At 70.7% G+C, this 19,266-nt stretch carries 17 protein-coding genes; 8 read left to right on the top strand and 9 right to left on the bottom strand.

The features are described 5' to 3' along the window. Window positions 1-4: 4 nt before the first annotated feature. Entirely contained in the window at window positions 5-1,282 is a 1,278-nt protein-coding gene (locus EG812_RS26865; RefSeq protein ID WP_126713225.1) for a cytochrome ubiquinol oxidase subunit I, read from the bottom strand. A gap of 164 nt (window positions 1,283-1,446) precedes the next feature. Between EG812_RS26865 and EG812_RS26860 the strand changes: the two genes are divergently transcribed. Both EG812_RS26860 and EG812_RS26855 read left to right on the top strand, forming a co-directional pair. Continuing rightward, window positions 1,447-2,685 (top strand): sensor histidine kinase, encoded by a 1,239-nt coding sequence (locus tag EG812_RS26860; RefSeq protein ID WP_233579660.1) that lies wholly within the window; start codon window positions 1,447-1,449, stop codon window positions 2,683-2,685. Next, a complete protein-coding gene (locus EG812_RS26855; RefSeq protein WP_013733381.1) occupies window positions 2,682-3,365 on the top strand; it encodes a response regulator in 684 nt (227 codons plus the stop codon). The genes EG812_RS26860 and EG812_RS26855 overlap by 4 nt, the downstream gene beginning before the upstream one ends. Here EG812_RS26855 and EG812_RS26850 read toward each other — a convergent pair. Further along, window positions 3,355-4,581, bottom strand: a complete 1,227-nt coding sequence (locus EG812_RS26850) for a cytochrome P450 (RefSeq protein ID WP_158632555.1) — start codon at window positions 4,579-4,581, stop codon at window positions 3,355-3,357. The two genes, EG812_RS26855 and EG812_RS26850, sit on opposite strands and share 11 nt — an antisense overlap. A gap of 160 nt (window positions 4,582-4,741) precedes the next feature. Here EG812_RS26850 and EG812_RS26845 point away from each other — a divergent pair, with 160 nt between their 5' ends. Genes EG812_RS26845 through EG812_RS26835 form a run of 4 tightly spaced genes read left to right on the top strand, consistent with a single transcriptional unit; the run spans window position 4,742 to window position 8,962 of the window. Then, on the top strand, window positions 4,742-5,761 hold the full coding sequence (locus EG812_RS26845) for a methyltransferase (protein WP_158632554.1): 1,020 nt from the start codon (window positions 4,742-4,744) through the stop codon (window positions 5,759-5,761). Between the two features lie 21 nt (window positions 5,762-5,782). Continuing rightward, a complete protein-coding gene (locus EG812_RS26840; RefSeq protein ID WP_126713223.1) occupies window positions 5,783-7,378 on the top strand; it encodes an FAD-dependent monooxygenase in 1,596 nt (531 codons plus the stop codon). Next, window positions 7,375-7,557, top strand: a complete 183-nt coding sequence (locus tag EG812_RS29155) for a hypothetical protein (protein WP_158632553.1) — start codon at window positions 7,375-7,377, stop codon at window positions 7,555-7,557. Before EG812_RS26840 ends, EG812_RS29155 begins: the two co-directional genes overlap by 4 nt. After that, on the top strand, window positions 7,550-8,962 hold the full coding sequence (locus EG812_RS26835) for an MFS transporter (protein WP_232510795.1): 1,413 nt from the start codon (window positions 7,550-7,552) through the stop codon (window positions 8,960-8,962). Before EG812_RS29155 ends, EG812_RS26835 begins: the two co-directional genes overlap by 8 nt. A gap of 69 nt (window positions 8,963-9,031) precedes the next feature. Here the strand turns inward: EG812_RS26835 and EG812_RS26830 are convergent, their stop codons facing one another. Then, window positions 9,032-9,814: an AfsR/SARP family transcriptional regulator gene (locus tag EG812_RS26830; RefSeq protein ID WP_013733387.1), complete on the bottom strand. Its 783-nt coding sequence runs from the start codon at window positions 9,812-9,814 to the stop codon at window positions 9,032-9,034. 495 nt (window positions 9,815-10,309) lie between these two features. Here EG812_RS26830 and EG812_RS26825 point away from each other — a divergent pair, with 495 nt between their 5' ends. Then, window positions 10,310-11,227: a LuxR C-terminal-related transcriptional regulator gene (locus tag EG812_RS26825; protein ID WP_126713221.1), complete on the top strand. Its 918-nt coding sequence runs from the start codon at window positions 10,310-10,312 to the stop codon at window positions 11,225-11,227. Between the two features lie 18 nt (window positions 11,228-11,245). Here EG812_RS26825 and accD read toward each other — a convergent pair whose 3' ends face one another. The 6 genes from accD to EG812_RS26795 all read right to left on the bottom strand — a co-directional run bounded on the left by accD (window position 11,246) and on the right by EG812_RS26795 (window position 18,057). Beyond that, window positions 11,246-12,874: an acetyl-CoA carboxylase, carboxyltransferase subunit beta gene (accD, locus tag EG812_RS26820; RefSeq protein WP_126713220.1), complete on the bottom strand. Its 1,629-nt coding sequence runs from the start codon at window positions 12,872-12,874 to the stop codon at window positions 11,246-11,248. Between the two features lie 55 nt (window positions 12,875-12,929). Next, a complete protein-coding gene (locus EG812_RS26815; protein WP_126713219.1) occupies window positions 12,930-13,187 on the bottom strand; it encodes an acyl carrier protein in 258 nt (85 codons plus the stop codon). A 23-nt stretch (window positions 13,188-13,210) separates the two neighbouring features. After that, window positions 13,211-14,419: a ketosynthase chain-length factor gene (locus EG812_RS26810; protein ID WP_126713218.1), complete on the bottom strand. Its 1,209-nt coding sequence runs from the start codon at window positions 14,417-14,419 to the stop codon at window positions 13,211-13,213. Continuing rightward, window positions 14,416-15,678 (bottom strand): beta-ketoacyl-[acyl-carrier-protein] synthase family protein, encoded by a 1,263-nt coding sequence (locus tag EG812_RS26805; RefSeq protein ID WP_013733392.1) that lies wholly within the window; start codon window positions 15,676-15,678, stop codon window positions 14,416-14,418. The genes EG812_RS26810 and EG812_RS26805 overlap by 4 nt, the downstream gene beginning before the upstream one ends. Beyond that, on the bottom strand, window positions 15,675-16,103 hold the full coding sequence (locus tag EG812_RS26800; protein WP_013733393.1) for a cupin domain-containing protein: 429 nt from the start codon (window positions 16,101-16,103) through the stop codon (window positions 15,675-15,677). The genes EG812_RS26805 and EG812_RS26800 overlap by 4 nt, the downstream gene beginning before the upstream one ends. Before the next feature lie 238 nt (window positions 16,104-16,341). Beyond that, on the bottom strand, window positions 16,342-18,057 hold the full coding sequence (locus EG812_RS26795) for a cellulose binding domain-containing protein (RefSeq protein ID WP_126713217.1): 1,716 nt from the start codon (window positions 18,055-18,057) through the stop codon (window positions 16,342-16,344). 281 nt (window positions 18,058-18,338) lie between these two features. Here EG812_RS26795 and EG812_RS26790 point away from each other — a divergent pair. After that, window positions 18,339-19,266 (top strand): non-reducing end alpha-L-arabinofuranosidase family hydrolase (locus EG812_RS26790; protein WP_126713216.1); only part of this gene is annotated, 928 nt, incomplete at its 3' end.

Raw genomic sequence — 19,266 nt, 5'->3', positions numbered from 1 at the left:
GCCCTCACCTGCCCACGAGTAGGGTGTCGTCGTCAGAGGTCGACGGGCCGAGCGCCGCGCCCAGCGGCATGCCCAGGGCATCGTCCTCGATGCCCCGGCGGGCGAACCGCCAGAGCAATGTGACGTTGAGCAGCACCAGCCCGCCCAGCAGCACGGAGAAGCCCGCGAACGACGCCGCGGCGGCGCCGGTGGAGAGCGGGCTGGCGGCGTCCGTTGTCGACAGCAGGCCGTAGACCGCCCACGGTTGGCGCCCGACCTCGCGCACCAGCCATCCGCAGACCACCAGCACGAACGGCACCGGGATGAGCCCGACGAGCAAGTACAGCGGCACACGCAACCGCACCAGCCAGTCGCGGGTCAGCAGCACCAGCAGCGTGATCGACACCAGGGCCAGGCCGAACGTCGTCTGCATCATGATTTGGTAGGGCACCGACACCCAGTCGGGTGGTATCCAGTCGCCTGGGCCGAACTGCGCCGCGAGCTCCCGCTGCACCCGCAGGCTGCGCTCCGGGTCGGCGTATATCGCCGCGAGCTTGGCGGGCTGGCTCTGCTCGATGACGACCTCCTGCAGGAACCCGAAGTGAATGGCCGGGTAGACACCGAGCGGCAGGGCGACGACGGCGAACCGCAGGGACCGGCGGAACTCGGCGACATCGGGCGTGCGACGCAGGAACTGCCATGCGCTCACGCCGGCCACGAACAGCGCGCCGGTGACCACCGCCGCGGATACGACGTGCAACAGCGCGTCGACCAGGTTGGGATTGCCCAGCAGCGCACTGAAGTCGGTCAGGAAGGCCACCCCGTCGCGCATCTCGTACCCGACCGGGTGTTGCAGGAACGCATTGGCCGCGAGGATCCAGTAGGCCGAGACGTACGCCGTGGCGGCCACCACCCAGATCAGCCCTAGGTGCAGCACGCGGGGGATCCGACCCCAGCCGAAGATCCACATGCCGAGAAACGTCGCCTCGATGAAGAAGGCCACCAGCGTCTCGATCGCGATCAGTCCGCCGAAGACGTTGCCGGTGGCGTGCACGAGGCCGGACCAGTTGAGCCCGAACTGAAACTCCATCACCAGGCCACCGATGATGCCGGCACCGTAGTTGATGACGTAGAGCCGGCCCCAGAACTTGGTCATCCGCTCGTAGGCCGGATTCTTCCGGATGGTCCACAGCGTCTGGAACGCCACGACGAAGAGCACCAGCCCCAGCGAGAGTGTCACGAAGAGGTAGTGGACCGAGCCCGTGACGGCGAACTGCAGCCTGCTGATCTCGACGGCGTCCATGGCGACGAGTCTGCCGAAGCATGCTCGAAGGGGCGTCGGGCGACGGACGACGCTTCGGCTACATCCTGGGGCCAGGTTCGCGGGCAACGGCTGGCCTCAGGATGTACGCACGGCTCCGCTGCCGGTCGGGCGACGGGCCGCGACCGGCCGACTAATCTGGGTGGGTGTTCGCTGACCGGTTGCCGCCCCACCGGGATTCCCCCGGCCCCGGCGTGACGGGCTCACCGGGTCCGGTGGCCCGCTGGAGCCGGACGGCGCGCCACGGCCTTGCCGGGGAGATCGGGCCGGCGCTGGTCGTGCTTGCGGTGAGCCTGTCGGCCACGGCCATCATCGGCTGGCAGGACGGCTCGCCGCACCCCCCGCTGCCGTTCGGCTATCTGCTGTTGACCATCGATGCCGCCCTGATCGCGCTGCACCGCCGCTGGCCGTTGGTGATGCTCGCCGGCACGCTCGCGCTGTCCCTCACGTACCACGGCCTGAACTTTCCCGGCGGTGCGTTCACCATCCCGCCCGCCGTGGCGATCTACTTCGCCGTCGTGTCGCGGCACCGGCTTGCGGCCGGGCTGACCGCCCTCGCCTTCCTGGCCGGGGTGTTCCTGCTCGGACCGCTGCACGACCGTGAGCCCAACACGCAGGGTGCGGTCTGGCTGGTCGCCTGGCTCTCGCTGATCATGGCGGTGGGGGAGGCGGCCCGCAGCCACCAGGAACGGCTGCGCCAGGTGCAGGAGCGGGCAGCCCTGGCCGAGGCCACCCGCGAGGAAGAAGCCCGGCGCCGCGCGGTGGAGGAACGGATGCGGATCGCCCGCGAGTTGCACGACGTGCTGGCCCACCGCATCTCGACCGTGACGATCCAGGCTGGGGTCGCGGCCCATCTGATCGACCGCGACGTCGACCAGGCGCGTGAGGCGCTGCTGGCCATCCGGGAGACCAGCCGCGGGGTGCTCGTCGAGATGCGGTCGACGCTCGGCATGCTGCGCCGGGTCGACGAGGACGAGCTGCCCACCGACCCGGTGCCCGGCATGGCCGACCTCGACAGTCTCGTCCGGGACGCGGAGGCCAACGGGGTCGACGTCGCGCTCGACGTGGTCGACGTGCCGGCCGTCCTGCCGGCCAGCCTCGACCTCGCGCTCTACCGCATCGTGCAGGAGTCGCTGACCAACGTGATCCGGCACTCCGGTGCCGTCCGTGCCCGGGTCCGGATCGTCCACGAGCGCGGCGAGGTGGAGGTCGAGGTCCGCGACGACGGTCGGGGTGCGCCACCCGAGCCGTTCTCGCAGGGTAACGGCCTGCTCGGCATGCGGGAGCGGGTGGCCGCGGTGAACGGGACGTTCGAGGCGCGCGGTGCCGACGACGGCGGTTTCGTGGTCAGCGCCCGGATGCCGCTGCGCAGCGACGCCCGATGATCCGGGTGATGCTGGCCGACGACCAGACCCTGGTACGGGCCGGTCTGCGCGCGCTGCTGCAGTCCGAGCCGGACATCGAGTTCGTCGGTGAGGCCGCCGACGGCGAGCAGACCCTACGGGTCGCGGCGCAGGTGCGACCGGACGTGCTGCTGATGGACATCCGCATGCCCCGGATGGACGGTATCGAGGCGACCCGCCGGATCGCCGCTCGGCCCGAGCTGTCCGACATCCGCATCGTCATTCTCACCACATTCGAGCACGACCAGTACATCTTCCGCAGCCTGCGCGCCGGGGCGAGCGGCTTCCTCGTGAAGGACATCGAGCCGGCCGCGCTGCTGCAGGCGGTGCGCGTGGTCGCCGCCGGTGAGGCACTACTCGCGCCGTCGGTGACGCGCCGGCTCATCGCGGAGTACGCGGCGCGCAGCCACGAGCCGCCGGCCTCGCCCGGCCTCGACCAGCTCACCGCGCGGGAACGTGAGGTGCTGATGCTGATCGCCCGTGGCCTGACGAACCAGGAACTCGCCGAGCGGATGAGCTGCAGTGTCGCGACCGCGAAGACACACGTGAGCCGCGTGATGATGAAGCTGGGCGCCCGGGACCGTGTGCAGGTCGTGGTGCTGGCCTACGAATGGGGCCTGGTGCAGCCCGGCTGGCGGGATGCGGGTCCGGTCACCAGGTGATCGGCAGCTCCGGCAGGCCGCGCACCAGGTGCCCGGGGTGCACGGCCAGCGCCGTCATGTCGCCCGCCAGGCGCAGCGTCGGCGGCAGCCGGCGCAGCACGCCGGCCAGCGCCTCCTCCAGCTCGATCCGGGCCAGCTTGGCGCCAAGGCAGTAGTGCACGCCGAGACCGAAGGTGATGTGCGGGTTGTCCGGCCGCCGGAAGTCGAGCACGTCCGGCTCGGTGTAGACGCGTGGGTCGCGGTTCGCCGCGCTGATCGCCGGTAGCACGGCCTCACCGGCGCGGATCCTCACCCCGCCCAGCACGACGTCCTCAGTGGCCACCCGGAGCAGGCCGCCGCCGGTGGTGAGCACGTTGTAGCGCAGCAACTCCTCGACGGCCCTCGGTAGGGTCTCCGGCTCGCGACGAAGGGCGGCCAGCTGCTCCGGATGGCGCAGCAGCGTGACGATCGACAGCGCGATCTCCCCGGCGGTGGTCAGGAAACCGCCGGTGAGGATGGTCGCGGCGAGCATCACGACCTCCTCGTCGTCGGTGCCACCGATCTCGTCGTATGCCTCGATCACTTGACTGAGCAGGCCGTTGCCAGGCCGGTCCCGGGCCGACTCGACTAGGCCCGCCAGGTACGCCTTCATCTCGCGCCGGGCGGCGGCGATCCGCTGTGGCGGATGCGTGGTGAGGCTCAGCAGCAGGTCGACCCATTCCGTGATCCGCCGGCGGTCGGAACCGGGCACGCCGAGCAACTCGCAGATCACGGCGACCGGCAGCCGGCGGGCGAAGCCGGTGACGAGGTCGGCCGGTGGCCCGGCCGCCAGCAAGTCGTCGAGCAGCGCGTCCACGTCGCGACGCAGCGCCGGCCGGAGGTCCTCGATGCGGCGTGGAGTGAACGCCGGCGCGACCAGGCGGCGTAGTCGGGTGTGCTCAGGGGGGTCCATGTTGAGCATCGATCCCGGGTCCGGCGGGATCGGTTGCAGCCGGGGAGCACCGGGTGCAGCAGCGGCGGCTCGGCTGAACCGGGCGTCGGTCAGCACGATCCGGTTCTCAGCGTGGCCGGTGACCAACCATGCCTCGTCCCCGGTGGGCAACCTGACCCGGGCGACCGGCTTCTCCTCGCGTAGCTGGGCAAACGCGATCGGCGGCTCGCCGGGGAACGGCGACGGCATCGGGAAGGCCGGCAGGTCGGTGGTGTCGGTGGTGTCGGTGGTGTCGGTGGAGCGCATCCGCTCGTCCCCTCCGTCGGTGGCCGCCTGGAGCCTGCCGGACCTCGCTCGGGCGGCGATCGAGGCCCGGTCGAAGGGGAGGGCTGGACCGCCGGACGACCCGCACTCCAGGCCGGCCGCGCAGCCTGCTTGCAGCAACTCATCGAGCGGAGGTCCCGACGTGCCCGAATCCCTCGACACGCAGCCGGTCAGCGCCGAGCCCCTGTGGCGGCTCGGCACGGCGTACTTCAGCCGTAAGGTGACGTTGACCGCCGCCGAGCTCGGTGTCTTCACCGTCCTCGCCGACGGTCCACTGACCGCCGAGCAGCTACGCATACGACTGGAGCTGCACCCGCGTGGCGTGCCCGACTTCCTGGACGCTCTTGTCGCTCTGGGCATGTTGGAGCGCGACGGCGACCGGTACCGCAACACGCCGCTGTCCGACCACTTTCTGAACGAGAAGCGGCCCTCGTACGTCGGCGCGTTCCTTTCCGCCGCCGACGCGCGGTGGGACCGGCTGGCCGACGCGCTGCGTACCGGCGAACCGCAGAACCGTTGGGGTGCCGGCCCGCAGATGTTCACGGAGCAGTACCGGACGACCGCCGCCTGGCGGAACTTCACCGCCGGCATGGACTACCTCAACGGCATGATCGGACCGCCGGTGGCGGAGGCGTTCGACTGGACGTCGGTGGACAGCGTCGTGGACGTCGGCGGGGCCCGCGGCAATCTGGTGGCCGCGCTGCTGCGCCGCCACCCGCACCTCAAGGCGGGCGTCTTCGACCTGCCCGGTGTGGAGCCGGTCTTCATCGAGCACATGACGCAGCTCGGCATCGCCGACCGGGTGACCTTCCACGCTGGCGACTTCTTCACCGTGCCGATGCCCGCCGCGGACGTGCTGATCCTGAGCCACGTGCTGCACGACTGGGCCCTCCAGGAGCGACAGGCCCTGGTGTCCCGCGCGTTCGACGCGTTGGCACCGGGGGGTCGGCTCATGGTGATCGACCCGATGATCGACGACGACCGCCGGGGGACGGCGGGAGCACTGCTGACCAGCCTCAACATGCTGATGGTGACTCCGCACGGTGCGGAGTACACCGCTGCGGAGGCGCGTGACTGGCTCACCGAGGCGGGCTTCACCGGCATCACGGCGGTGCCGATCGGCGTGCACAACACCCTGCTCTCCGGCGTCCGGCCGGCTTGAGCACGCCAGAGGGGAGTGACCGTGCAGCACGTGCATACATCCGTACTCGTGGCCGGCGGTGGGGTGACCGGGCTGACCACGGCTGCGTACCTCGCCAGCCGGGGCGTGCCCACCGTCCTGGTCGAGCGACGTCCGGCACCCTCGCCGCACCCGCGGGCGCGCGGGTTCAATCCCCGCGCCGTCGAGGTGCTCCGGGCGGTGGGCCTGGAGGCCGCGGTGGCCGAGGCCAGCCGGGGCTTCGACGGACATACCCTGCGCGCCAGGGTACGGAGCCTGACCGGCGAGGAACTGCTCCGGCACGACCTGCCGGGCGGGGCCGACCTGGGTGGCCTCACCCCGTGTCGGTGGGCGTTGCTCAGCCAGGACCGGCTGGAGCCGCTGATTCGGGCGCGGGCCGAGGAACTCGGCGCGGATGTCCGGTTCGGCACCGAGCTGACCACATTCGAGCAGGAGGACGACGGCGTGCGGGCGCAGGTCGTGCACCGGGCGACCGGCCGGGTCGCCGAGGTGCGGGCCAACTACCTCGTCGCGGCGGACGGGCCGCGCAGCAGGGTGCGGGAGCGGCTCAGCATCCCGGTGCACGGCCGCTGGGGCTTGCACCATCAGCTCAGCATCGTCTTCGACGCGGACCTGGCGGCGCCGCTGCGTGGGCGCCGGTTCGCGATCTGCCAAGTGCAGAACGACGTCGTCGATGGCCTGCTGGTGCACGACGACACGCTGCGGCAGGGCACGCTCTACGTCCGCTTCGACCCGTCCGCGGAGGGCGGGACGGATGCCTTCACCCGGCAGCGCTGCGCCGAGCTGGTGCGGGCGGCGATCGGCGACCCCGACCTGCCGCTGTCGATCCGCGACACGCAGCCCTGGGAGCTGTCGGCGGTGACGGCGGCCCGCTTCCGGGACGGCCGGGTCTTCCTGGCCGGCGACGCCGCGCACGTGATGCCACCCGTCAGCGGCTTCGGTGCCAGCACCGGTATCCAGGACGCCCAGAACTTGGCGTGGAAGCTGGCCGCGGTGGTGTCCGGCGAGGCTGGTGCACGACTGCTCGACAGCTACGAGCAGGAGCGGCTCGCGGTGGCGGCCCTCACCGTCGACCAGTGCCGCCGGCGGGTGACCAACGGCACCGGGTTCGCGGCGCCGCAGCGCGGCGAGGGCATGTTGGATGACCTCACGCTGACCTTCGGATTGCGATATCGCTCCGGGGCCGTCCTGGACGAGGGCGTCGACCCAGACGTGTCTGCGTACGGACCGGCAGACCTGACCGGCCGGCCAGGTACCCGGCTGCCGCACGTGTGGCTGCGCCACCTCGGGCGTCGGATCTCCACCCTGGATCTGCCGGTGGCCGGTCCGGTGCTGCTCGCGGGACCGGACGGCGACGGCTGGCGCACCGCTGCGGCACGGAACGAGCTGCCGCTGGTCGCATTCGACGGGGACACCGACCCGGACGGTGGCTGGGAACGGCGCTTCCGGGCGGCACCGGGCGAGGCGATCCTGCTACGCCCCGACGGCTACGTCGCCTGGCGGGCGCCGGCACCGGACGAGGCGGCGCTCGCCACCGCGGCGGGCGCGGTACGCGGCCGCGCCGACGCCGTGCCCACCCCCGTGGGGCAGCGGCGGTGAGCGAGCTGTGGCGGCGACTCGGCCGCCCGGTAGCGCGGGTGCTGGCGGCGTACGGCTGGTACAGCGCCCTCACCCATCCGATGGGCCCGCCGATGCCGCGCTCGCCGTGCCGCCCGCTGCCGCCGGCCGCAGGCCGTCCGGACCCCGTCGACGAGCGTGGCGGGCTCGGCCATGGCTGACCGGCGGATCATGGTGCCCCTGTCCGGGGTGGTGCTGGCTCAGCTGCTCGCGATGGTCGATCTCAACCTGACGGCGGCCGCGCTTCCGGTGATCGCTGCGGACCTGGGCGGCACCGACCGGTTCGCCTGGGTGGTCACCGCCGCCGTGCTCGCGTCGACGGTGACCACTCCGTTGTACGGCAAGCTCAGCGACGTGTACGGCCGGCGGGCGTTGCTGGTTGCCGCGCTGGCTGTACTCACTCTCGGCTCGCTGCTGTGTGGCTTGGCGCAGTCGATGAACCAGCTGATCGCGGCCCGTGCGGTGCAGGGTGCCGGGGCCGGTGGCCTGATGATCTCCGCGTACGCGGTCTACGCCGAGCTGCTGGACCCACGCCGGCTGGTGCGCTATCAGATCGTCACCGCGACGCTGGTCAACATCGGCACCGCGTTCGGTCCGTTGGCCGGCGGCGTCCTGACCGACAGCTTCGGCTGGCGCTGGGTGTTCCTGGCCACCGTGCCCCCGTCGGTGCTGGCCCTGCTTCTCGTCGCCACGCTGCGGTTGCCACCCGTCGCTGCCGGCGGGCGAGTCGACTACGCCGGGATGCTGTGGTTGGGTGCCGCGCTCACCACGCTGGTGCTGCTGGCCGGCGTGGCCGGCACCCAGTGGGCCTTTGCGTCACCCGGGGTGATCGCGCTGGTGGTGGCCGCCGCCGTCCTGCTGGCCCTGTGGTGGCGGTCCGCCCACCGGGCGGCCGATCCCGTCCTGCCACCGGCGCTGCTGCGCGACCGGGTGGTGCGATCGGTGGCGGTCCAGGGCTGGAACACCGGTGCGGGCATGCTCGTCGTGGTCACGTTCCTGCCCATCGTGTTCGTCTCGCTCGGCGCCTCGGCCGCCGACGCCGGAATGTACCTCTTGACACTGACCTTCGGCACGCTGGTGGTGTCGCTGGCGGGGACTCCCCTGCTGGCCCGCGCCGCCCGTACGCAGTGGTTCGGTGTGACCGGCACGGTGCTGTTGGCGGCCGGCACGGCATGGCTGGCGTTCACACACCCGGACCTCGGACCGGGCGGCTGGGCCGGCTGGGCGTTGGCGACGATGGCGATCGGTGTTGGCATCGGTCTGGGGTTCCAGGTCTACACGCTGACCTTGCTCCGACATGCCCCACGAGTACACCTGGGTGCCGCGCTCGCCATGCAGTCGCTGAGCCGTCAGGTCGGCGGCTCTCTGGTGCTGGCCGTGCTGTCGGCGGTCTTCCACAGCCGGTTGGCAGCCGGCGGGAGCACGTCGACGTTGGACGCGGCGCAGACGGTGTTCGGGCTGACGGCCCTGCTGCTGGTGGTCGGCGTCGTGGCGGCGGTGCGGTTGCCGGTCCCGTCGCTGACGGTCGCCGAGCGGTCCCCGGTCACCACCGTCGAGACCGGCTGATCCCCCGGTGCGAGGGGTGCCCGCCGCGCGTCACGCGCCGGGTGCCCCTCGCACGGGGCAGCGTGTTGTTCAGGAGGCCAGTGAGGGTGCCGACGCGGTGTCGAGCGGCAGCCCGGCGAGCACCAGCCGCTGCATCCGCCGCAGCTCGGCGGAGGGGTCGAGCCCCAGTTGCTCCTGCAGCACATTGCGGGCCCGTTGGTAGGCGCTCAGGGCCTCGCCGCGGCGGCCCAGACCGTGGAGCGCGGCCATCAGCCTGCAGTGCAACCACTCGTCCAGCGGACGCTCGGCCGCCAGCCGGCGCAGTTCGACGACCAGGTCGGCGTAACGACCCAGCGTCAGGTCCACCTGGATCCGCTCGTGCAGGACCCGGATTCGCCGTTCCTCGAGCGCCGCGAGGTGAGCCCGGAGCAGCGGGCCCCGCGTGACGTCCGGCATCGCCACCGGGCCACGCCAGAGTGCGAGGGCTTGGCGCAGTCGTTCCGCAGCCCGCTCCAACTCGTTCGCGGCGAACAACGCCCGGCCCTGCGCGGCGAACCGATCGAACGCGTCCAGGTCGGTCTGCGCGTTCTGCATCCGGAGCAGGTAGCCGGGCGCGCGGGTGAGCAGCACGGGCTCGCGACGGACGCCGTGCAGGATCTTGCGGAGTTGGTACATGTACGTCTGGGTCGTCGTCACCGCGCTCGCCGGCGGTCCGGCGTCCCAGACCTCTTCGATGAACGACTCGATCGAGACGACCCGGTCCGGACTCAGCAGCAGCAGTGCGAGAACCTGCCGGACCTTCGGCGCTGTCGGCGTGCGATTGGTGCCGTCGACGTCGACCTCGAGCGGACCGAGAAGGCGGTAGTGGAGCACTTGTCACCCCCGATTTGTGAACATTGTGAATTGCGACATCAGCGGTGCGCCGGATAGTGTGTGCCGCACGTTGAGGATATTAAGCAACGACTATGTCGTCGATTGCGGGAAACAATTTTGGCCGGAAGGGGTGGACGCCATACCCCCTTCGGAGTAACCCGATCTGCCGCCGGAATGCCCGAACTGACCGGATCTCAGCCTCGATCCACTGCCGGCGCCGGTGATCGCCGCCGCGAGGCTGCCGGTCGGGTAACGCCGGCTCGGTCCGGGTGGGGCCAGCATGATCAGCGAGGTGCCCGATCGTGCGGCGTGACGGGCGAGATCGTGGTGCGAGCGGACTCGGCGGAGCAGGCCGGTCACGCGATCGGCGAGTGCCGCCCGCCCGCCAAATCACGGACACCAAAGATGATCATTTGACGACAGGCGTCAACGGCGTCGGTGGATCAAGGCCGCGGGCCGACTAAATGGATCATATAAGTCTAAGCTGGACATCGGGTGCGTTTCCGGGTTTTCCGGAATCGTTTTTTCGGCATCACCGTCTGGACGGCGGCTCGACGATACGGCGGTATTCTCGTGGTGGCTGAAAAGCGGCACGGGGGAGTCATGTTGAGAGGTTTTTCACCGCCACGAGGAACCACCGCTTCGCCTCACCAGGTGCATATTTCCGCAGCCCAGGCGGACGAGCCGCTGCGGGTGTTGACACTGGGGGGCCCGACGTTGTTCTGGGACGGGGTCCGCTGCATCATCGACGTCGAGTCCGACCTGTCGGTGATCCACGACGCGCCCGATCCACGTACGCCCGACGCGGTCGTGCTGACCTCTCTTCACCGTCCACACGTCGTGCTCGTCGACTGGGAGCTGGCCGGACCCACCACCCTGGACATGGTCGGGGCATTGCGCACGCACGCGCCGGAGAGCAGGATCGTCGTGTTGAGCGGGCGGGACGACCCGCGGATCGTGCCGGAGCTACTGGCGCTGGGCGTCCGGGCGTACCTGTCAAAGAGCGTCACCAGCGACGAGCTGCTCGCCACCATCCGCAGCGTGAGCCGCGAAGAAGGCCGGGTGCACCTGATCCTGTCAGCCGGGCGCCGTCCGGTGGTGCCCGGCGGTGGCGAGTTCCCGCGGGAGCGCGGCGGTTCCCGTGCGGCACCGCACTCGGTGCGGCTCTCAGAGCGGGAGCACGACGTGCTGTCACTGGCGGCGGAGGCGCTGAGCAACTCGCAGATCGCCCGGCGCCTCTACATCAGTGAAGGCACCGTCAAGCGGCATATGCGGCACGTGTTCAAAAAGCTCAACGCGGTGTCGCGCATCGACGCGGTCAACAAGGCGATCAGCGCCGCGTTGATCCCGGCGCCGGAGGTCAAGGGCGACCTGCCGCTGCCGCCCGACGATCTGGCGCATCTGCGCCAGTGAGCCGGCGGACACCGGCGGTCAGAACCGGCGGAATCGCGCCCGGCGGTTTGCGACGAGTTCCCTGCGATCAGTGTGGTCAAGCGCTGCGAGGGTGACCGCGACAGCATCGCCCACGGCCGCCATGGCCGCCGCCGGATCGGACGGCTCCGGCACGACCCCGTCGACGACCGAGGAGGCCAGCAGATGCCGGGCACCGAGCCGCAACGCGCGAGCGGCCTGCGGGGCGGCTGCGGCGTCCTTCCACAGGATCGCCGAGCAACCCTCTGGGCTGATCACCGAGTAGAAGCCGCTCTCCCGGCAGAGCACCCGGTCGGCCACCGCGAGCGCGAGCGCTCCACCGCTGCCGCCCTCGCCGGTCACCACCGAGACGACGGGTACGGGCAGTGAGCACAGCTGCTTGATGATCTCGGCGATGGCGAGCGCCTGACCGCGTTGCTCAGCCGCGATGCCCGGGTAGGCGCCCGGCGTGTCAACCAGCGTCACGACCGGTAGCTTGAGCTTGGCGGCCAGCCGCAGAAGCCGCGACGACTTGCGGTACCCCTCCGGGGAGGCCATGCCGAACCGGCGCCTGACCAGTTCGCGAGTGTCGTGTCCCTTCTGGTGACCGAGCAGAAGCACCGGCCGTCCACGCAGGACACCCACTCCGCCGACGATCGCCGGGCAATCACCCGCGAGCCGGTCGCCGTGCAGCTCGACGAAGCCGTCGAGCAAAGCGGTGGCGTAGTCCAGCGTGGTCGGTCTGGCCGGGTCGCGGGCTGCCCGTACGACGTCCCACGCGTCCACCTCCGGCAGCGTGGCCGGGTCGCGGATCACCACGTCAGCAACCTCGGCGAACACCGCCGGCCGAGTCACCGCGAGCAGACGGCACAGCACGGGGCGCAGCTCCCCCCGGGGCACCACCATGTCGATCATGCCGTGCTCGAGCAGGAAGCCGGCAGTCTGGAAACCCTCCGGTAGGCGTTCCCGGACCGTCTGCTCGATCACCCGTGGACCGGCGAAACCCATCCGGGCACCGGGCTCGGCGATCAGCACGTCAGTGCAGGTCGCGAACGACGCCGCGACCCCACCGAAGGTGGGCTCGGTGATGATCGAGACGGTGAGCAGGCCGGCGTCGTCCAAGGCCGCGACGGCTTGGCTGACCTTCGCCATCTGCATCAACGAGAACACCCCCTCCTGCATGCGCGCACCGCCGGACGCGGTGACGATGATCAGTGGCGTCCGTTCCGCGAGGGCGGCCTCGGCCGCGCGGGTGATCCGGTCACCAACCACCGTGCCGAGGCTGCCGCCCAGGAAGCCGAAGTCCATCACCGCCACCGTCACGGGCTGGCCGCCGATCGTGCCGCGCGCGCACACCACGGCCTCGGTCAGCCCGGTGGCGCGGCGGGCGAGCGCGAGCCGGTCCGGGTACGCTCGGGAGTCCGTGAACGCCAGCGGGTCGCGCACGGGATCGTCCGCGGGAAGCACGGTCGCGCTGCCCTCGTCCAGTAACTGCGCGAGCCGCTCCGGCGCGGACAGCCGACCGTGCGCCCCGCACTCCGGGCACACCCGGCCCGTCCGAACCAGCCGGCGGGTGTACGTGATCAGACCACACGCCGGACAGCGCGCGAATCCCCTCGCGGTTTCGGCGGTCACTCCGGCCGATGTCATGCGGTCGCCTCCCTCCCGTCGTGGCTGGCCGGGTACTCCCCGGCCGGCTGGGCGATCAGGCCGCCGCGCGCAGCCGGGAATTGATGGTGTCCAGTGCGATGCGGGGTGTGGGCATCTCCGGTACCAGATCGTCCGGCAGGGAGAGGTCGAACTCACGTTCGATCCGGCTCACCGTCTCCAACATTGCCAGCGAGTCGTAGCCGAGGTCGGTGAAGGGCACGTCGAGGATGTCACCCTGGAGCGTCGCGGGATCGTCCTCACCGCCGGCCGCACGCAGGATTCGCGTCAGATCCGCCAAGGTCAGTTCGGGCATGCTCACTCCTCGTTCGTCGGAACTCATCGGGACAGGACCACCGCGGCGTTGAATCCACCGATTCCGCGGCCGAGCACCAGCACGTGCTCCAGATCGGCCTGCCGCGGCCGGTCGCACACCAGGTCGAGCCGCAGCTCGTCGAGCGGGTGCCGGACGCCGGTCGTCGGCGGGATCACGCCGTCGCGCAGCGCCAACAACGCGGTCACCAGGTCGAGTGCTGCACCGCCGGCGTAGAGCCGGCCGGTCATCGTCTTCGGTGCGGTGACCGGCACCCCGTACGGGCCGAAGACCCCGGCGATCGCGGCCGCCTCCTGCCGGTCCAACTCGGGGACCGCGGCGGCGTCGGCGAAGACTGCCCCGATTCGCCCCGGCCGTAACCCGGCGTCGGCCAGCGCGGCGGTGATCGCCCGCCCGAGCGCCGACGGCCGGGCCGAACCGGGCGGCGGGTCGAACGTGGCGGCGTAACCCGCGACGACGCCGTACCGGCGCGCGCCGCGCTCGGCCGCCGCACCGGCCTCCTCGACGATCAGCATGCCACCGCCCTCGCCAGGCACATGTCCCGCGGCGTCCGCGTCGAACGGCACGTACGCCCGGGCCGGGTCGGTGCCGGGGCTTAGCCGGCGGGAGCTGAGCTGGGCCACCAGCCCGTACGGGCACAGCGACGCATCCGTGCCGCCGGTCACCACCGTGCGCAGACCGCCGCGGACCAGCCGGCGGGCCTGGCCGATCGCGTCCAGCCCGCCGGCCTGTTCGGTGACCAGCACGCCGCAGGGACCGCGCATCCCGTGCCGGATGGAGATCTGCCCGGTCGTCGCCGCGTAGAACCAGGCGATCGACTGGTACGCCCCGACGTGCCCCGGACCGTCCCGCCACAGCGCCTCGATTTCCCGCTGGCCGAACTCCGTGCCGCCGGAGGAGCTGGCGGTGACGACACCCATCTCGTACTCCGGCAGGGCAGCCGGGTCGAGCGCGGCGTCGTCGAGCGCCTGCGCCGCCGCAGCCAGCCCGAAGTGGGTCCACCGGTCGGTCTGCGGCACGAGCCGGCCAGGCACGTGCTCGTGCGCCGCGAACCCGGCCACGGTGCCAGCAACTCGTGTCGGGTAGGCGGACGCGTCGAAGAGGGTGATTCCGGCCAGTGCCGAACGCCCGGCCAGCACCGACGACCAGTGGTTGGCCACCGTGCGGCCGGTCGGCGCTAGAACACCCAGCCCTGTGACCACGGCGGTACTCATGACCGCTCCGCGGTCAGCACCATCGCGGTCTGGAAGCCGCCGAAACCACTGCCCACGCTGAGTACAGTCCGTAGCCGCGCCTCGCGGGCCACCAGCGGGGTGTAGTCCAGGTCGCACTCGGGATCGGCATGGTGGAGGTTGGCCGTCGGGGGCACGACCTGGTGGCGCAGCGCGAGCGCACACGCCGCGATCTCGATCGAGCCGATAGCGCCCAGTGAATGCCCGACCATCGACTTGATGGAACTGACCGGCACCTCGTACGCCCGACCGCCCAGGCTGCGCTTGAACGCGGCTGTCTCGTGCCGGTCGTTCTGCTTGGTCCCGGAGCCGTGTGCGTTGATGTGGTCCACATCGCCGGGCGCCCGGCCGGCCTGCCGCAGCGCCGCGTCGATGGCCTCGGCCATCTCTCGGCCGTCGGGCCTCAGCCCGGTCATGTGGAAGGCATTGCTCCGGCTGGCGAACCCGGCCACCTCGGCATAGGGCTCCGCACCCCGGCGGCGGGCATGCTCGTACTCCTCCAGCACGAACATCGCCGCGCCCTCGCCGAGCACGAAGCCGTCCCGGTAGCGGTCGAACGGGCGGGACGCGCTGTCCGGCTCGTCGTTCCTCGCCGACGTCGCCTTGATCGCGTCGAAGCAGGCGACAGTAATCGGTGAGATCGGTGCGTCGGTCGCACCGGCCAGGGCGACGTCCGCCGTCCCCTCCCTGATCACCTCCACCGCGTGGCCCACCGCGTCCAGGCCGGAGGTGCAGCCGGTGGAGATCAGCGCGACCGGCCCCTCCGCACCCACAGTCCAGGCCACCTCGCTGACGATGGTGCTCGGGACCATGTAGCCGTAGAGGTGCGGCACGCCGTACGTGTGGTCGACGAGCCACTGACGACCGCCGTCGCTGAGCACGACGTACTCCTCTTCCAGGCCGGTCGTGCAGCCGACGGCGCTGCCTACGCTCACCGTGGTGCGGTCCGGCGGCAGCGCCTCGAACGTGAGCCCGCTGTCGGTCACCGCCTCGCGCGCGCCGACGACTGCCATCTGCGCGGCACGGTCCATCCGGCGGACCTCCTGCGGACTGAGCCCCTCGAGCAGCGGATCGAAGTCGCACTCGGCGGCGATCCGGGATCGGAAGCCGGTCGCGTCGAACAGGGAGATCTGCCGGGTGGCCGTACGCCCGGCGGAGATCAGGTCCCAGAATGCCTTGCGTCCGATCCCGCCCGGCGCGACCACGCCGATGCCGGTGATCACGATACGGCGGCGGCTCACGCCTGATCACCCACCACGATCTGGCTTTCCGCCCGGTGTGGCGGTTCCTCGGTGTCGACGTGCCCCAGGTCCGGTCGGGGCGCCAGCGGGCCGAGGTGATAGACAGCCCGTACGAGCGCCCCGCCCCGGTTCTCCGCCCGGTGCCGGGCACCGATCGGCACCAGTACGGCGTGATCCGGCCCGACTTCGACGGTGTGCCCGTCGATCGTCATCGTCAGGACACCGGCGACGACGTAGAGGTACTCCTCCGAGTACGGGTGGTAGTGCTCGCTGACGTACTCGCCCGGCGCCAAGGTCAGGCTGCCCATGAACCCCGCCGTCGCCCCCACCGTTCGTGGGCTCAGCAGGACCCGGATGTCGCCGCCCCGGCGGCGGTTGGCCGGCACCGCGGCACGGGCGACTGTCGACGGATGCTTCTCGGCCACCGCGCGCTCCTCAGTTCGAAGACGGCCGCCGATCCGGCGCACCCGGGCCGGCGGAACTGTCACGGGAAGGCTGCCAGCGGGCGGCAGAGGCGGCGTCGAGGAGTGCTGGTGGTTCTGCCCACGGCCGGGATCGCGCGCCTGGCGAGCGGTGGCAGTTGGGCTGTCCGACGTGCTGCACACGGGACAGCTGAACTGCCACCGCTCCCGACTGCCGGGGTAGCCGGTGGAGGGTGGTCGCTCAGTGGGTGAGGACGACCGTGGAGATGCTGCGGGCGCCGACGTTGACGCTGACCTGGCCGCCGTTCACGCCGACCGACTGACTGGCCGCGTTGGCGTTCTGCGAGGTCAGGTAGTGCTCGGCCCGGGTGACGTTCTGCGGCACCTGGATCACCGCGTTGTTGACCGCGCTGGTCGAGCGGTTCAGGATCACCAGCGTGGTCTTGCCGCCGCCGGTGTAGGCGGTCACCTCCAGCGGATTGGCCTTGGTGCTCTTGGTCAGGGCGACCCGCTGGTAGCCGGGGCGGACGTACTTGGCGTACTGCGAGAAGGCGTATCCGCGCTTGAGGGGTGCTCCGGCCGTGGTGCCGAAGGCGGCCTCGCCGTCACCGATGAACGAGTAGTACCGCTTGCCGTACCACCAGATGTAGGCGGTCCAGTTCGACTCCATCGACCGGTGCACCGTCCGCATGATGTCGTCGAGCGTCTCGTTCCAGACCGCGAGGTTGGCGGGGTTGCCCCAGATGTTGGAGCCGTTCCCGTCGGCCGCGTGCAGGTTCCACTCGGTCATCCACACCGGCTTGTTGTGCTGGTCGGCCAGGGGATACGAGCGCAGCCGGCCGGAGGCTTCGGTGCCGTACAGGTGGCCGCCGATGTAGCCGATGTTGTTGCGGGCGGTGGCGTCGTTGAGAGTCGGGTCGGTGTACGTGTAGTTCAGGTTCACCGCCTCGGCGACCATCAGTCTGGTGTTCTGCACCCGGGTGCCGTGGTCGCGGACGAAGTTGCGCAGCTCGGTGCCGCTCCAGTCCATCGAGTCGTAGTCCGGGTGCCAGTCCGGCTCGTTCTGCACGGAGGTGACGTCGATGGTCACGCCCTGGTTGCGCATGTACTGCACGTAGCTGTTGAGGTGGTTGGCGTAGTCGGCGTAGCGGTCGGTGCGCAGCTTGCCGCCGTTGATCCGGCTGTTGTTCGTCTTCCACTCCGCCGGCGCGGTCCACGGCGAGGCGAGGATCTTCACGTTCGATCCGGCGGACTTCGCCGTACGCAGGGCGTTGACCTGGCTCGACCACTCGCTGGAGACCGGCGAGATGCCGGTACGCACGATCGACAGGCCGAGCTGGTTGGCGCCCAGGCCGACCAGGGTCTGGGTGTCGGAGGTCGACCAGGTGCCGCCCCAGATCGGGGTGGCCGCGCCGAATCCGTCGACCGTCTGGTACCGGGTGGTGCTGTTGACCGTGATGTCCGCCGGGCCGGTCGGCGGTGGGGTGGTCGGCGGTGGGGTGGTCGGCGGCGGCGGTGTGGTGGGGGTGGTGCTGCCGGTGCAGGTCACGCCGTTGAGCGTGAAGCTGGTCGGGTCGGGATTGCTGCCCGACCAGGTTCCGTTGAAGCCGAACGACGTCGACCCGTTGGTCGGGATGGTGCCGTTGTAGCCGACGTTGCGGGCCGTGACGGCCGCGCCGCTCTGACTCACCGTGGCGTTCCAGGCCTCCGCGACACGCTGGCCGGCGCCGTAGTTCCAGTTGAGCGTCCAACTGGTGACCGGGTCACCGAGGTTGGTGATCGTCACGTTGGCGCCGAAGCCGCCCTGCCACTGTGACGACACCGCGTAGGTGACCGAGCAGCCGGCCGCTGCCGCGCCGGCCGGCAACGCCACGGCGACGGCGGCCGATGCCAGGAGCACGGCACCGGTCGTCACCCGAGCGGCGTTGACCCTGAATCTGTCCTTGACGTGTCTCATCGCTGCCGTGCCCTTCGTGAGTGAACGTTCACCTGCTGGCTCGATCCCGACGCCGCGCTGCGTCGGTCCCGGGTGCGCTCCCTGGTGGACGATTCGGCCACAGCCCGTGTTTCGGACTTGGGTCGGAGAGGTGATCTGCATCGACCATAGTTGATGAGATGGGAGCGCTCCCGTAATGTACCGGACGCAGCTGTTAACGTTAACCTGCATCGACCTTCGACAATGCGATGCGGTCATGTCAGCCGGGAGGTTGCGTTATGCCAAGATCCAGACGAACCAATATGTACCTGGCATCGGTCGGGGTCGCGCTGCTGGCCTCCTCGGCGGCCATCGTGGCCCTGCCGGCCAGTGCCGCGGCTGCCGGCTGTTCGGTGAAGTACGAGGTGCCGTCGCAGTGGCAGGACGGCTTCGGCGCCAACGTCACGATCACCAACCTCGGCGACCCGGTGACCAGCTGGACCCTGACCTGGTCCTTCGGTGCCGGGCAGAGGGTCACCCAGTTCTGGAACACCGAGCTGACCCAGAGCGGGGCGGCGGTAACCGCCCGCAACGTCAGCTACAACGGCACCATTGCCACCAACGGCACTACCTCGTTCGGCTTCAACGGGTCCTGGAGCGGCAGCAACCCGGTGCCGACCAGCTTCGCCCTCAACGGGGTGACCTGCACCGGCGGCACCACCCCCACCACTCCGCCACCCGGCACCACCCCGCCACCCGGCACCACTCCGCCGCCGACCACCCCGCCCCCGACGACTCCGCCGCCGACGGGCACCTGCAACCTGCCGTCGTCGTACCGGTGGTCGTCGACCGGCGCGCTCGCGCAGCCTCGGGCGGGTTGGGTGTCGTTGAAGGACTTCACGCACGCCCCGTACAACGGTCAGCACCTGGTGTACGCCACCACCCACGACACGGGTACGACCTGGGGTTCGATGAACTTCGGCCTGTTCTCCAACTGGAACCAGATGGGTTCGGCCAGTCAGAACCAGATGCCGTTCGCGGCGGTGGCGCCGTCGTTGTTCTACTTCGCGCCGCGCAACATCTGGGTGCTTGCGTATCAGTGGGGTGGGCCGGCGTTCTCGTATCGGACGTCGACGAACCCGGCGAATGTGAACAGTTGGTCGGCGCATCAGACGTTGTTCACGGGCAGCATCTCGAACTCGGGTACCGGGCCGATCGATCAGGCGTTGATCGGTGATGACCAGAACATGT

Source organism: Verrucosispora sp. FIM060022, from assembly GCF_003977705.1.
Classification (GTDB): domain Bacteria; phylum Actinomycetota; class Actinomycetes; order Mycobacteriales; family Micromonosporaceae; genus Micromonospora; species Micromonospora gifhornensis.
The sequence above is the reverse complement of the archived record's forward strand: the minus strand, read 5'-3'. Positions and strand labels throughout refer to the sequence as shown.

Coding starts and splice junctions, on each gene's coding strand:
- EG812_RS26850 (WP_158632555.1), bottom strand. CDS start 4,581: ATGCGCTCCACCGACACCACCGACACCACCGACACCACCGACCTGCCG.
- EG812_RS26815 (WP_126713219.1), bottom strand. CDS start 13,187: ATGCCCGAACTGACCTTGGCGGATCTGACGCGAATCCTGCGTGCGGCC.
- EG812_RS26810 (WP_126713218.1), bottom strand. CDS start 14,419: ATGAGTACCGCCGTGGTCACAGGGCTGGGTGTTCTAGCGCCGACCGGC.
- EG812_RS26835 (WP_232510795.1), top strand. CDS start 7,550: ATGGCTGACCGGCGGATCATGGTGCCCCTGTCCGGGGTGGTGCTGGCT.
- EG812_RS26795 (WP_126713217.1), bottom strand. CDS start 18,057: ATGAGACACGTCAAGGACAGATTCAGGGTCAACGCCGCTCGGGTGACG.
- EG812_RS26855 (WP_013733381.1), top strand. CDS start 2,682: ATGATCCGGGTGATGCTGGCCGACGACCAGACCCTGGTACGGGCCGGT.
- EG812_RS26865 (WP_126713225.1), bottom strand. CDS start 1,282: ATGGACGCCGTCGAGATCAGCAGGCTGCAGTTCGCCGTCACGGGCTCG.
- accD (WP_126713220.1), bottom strand. CDS start 12,874: ATGACATCGGCCGGAGTGACCGCCGAAACCGCGAGGGGATTCGCGCGC.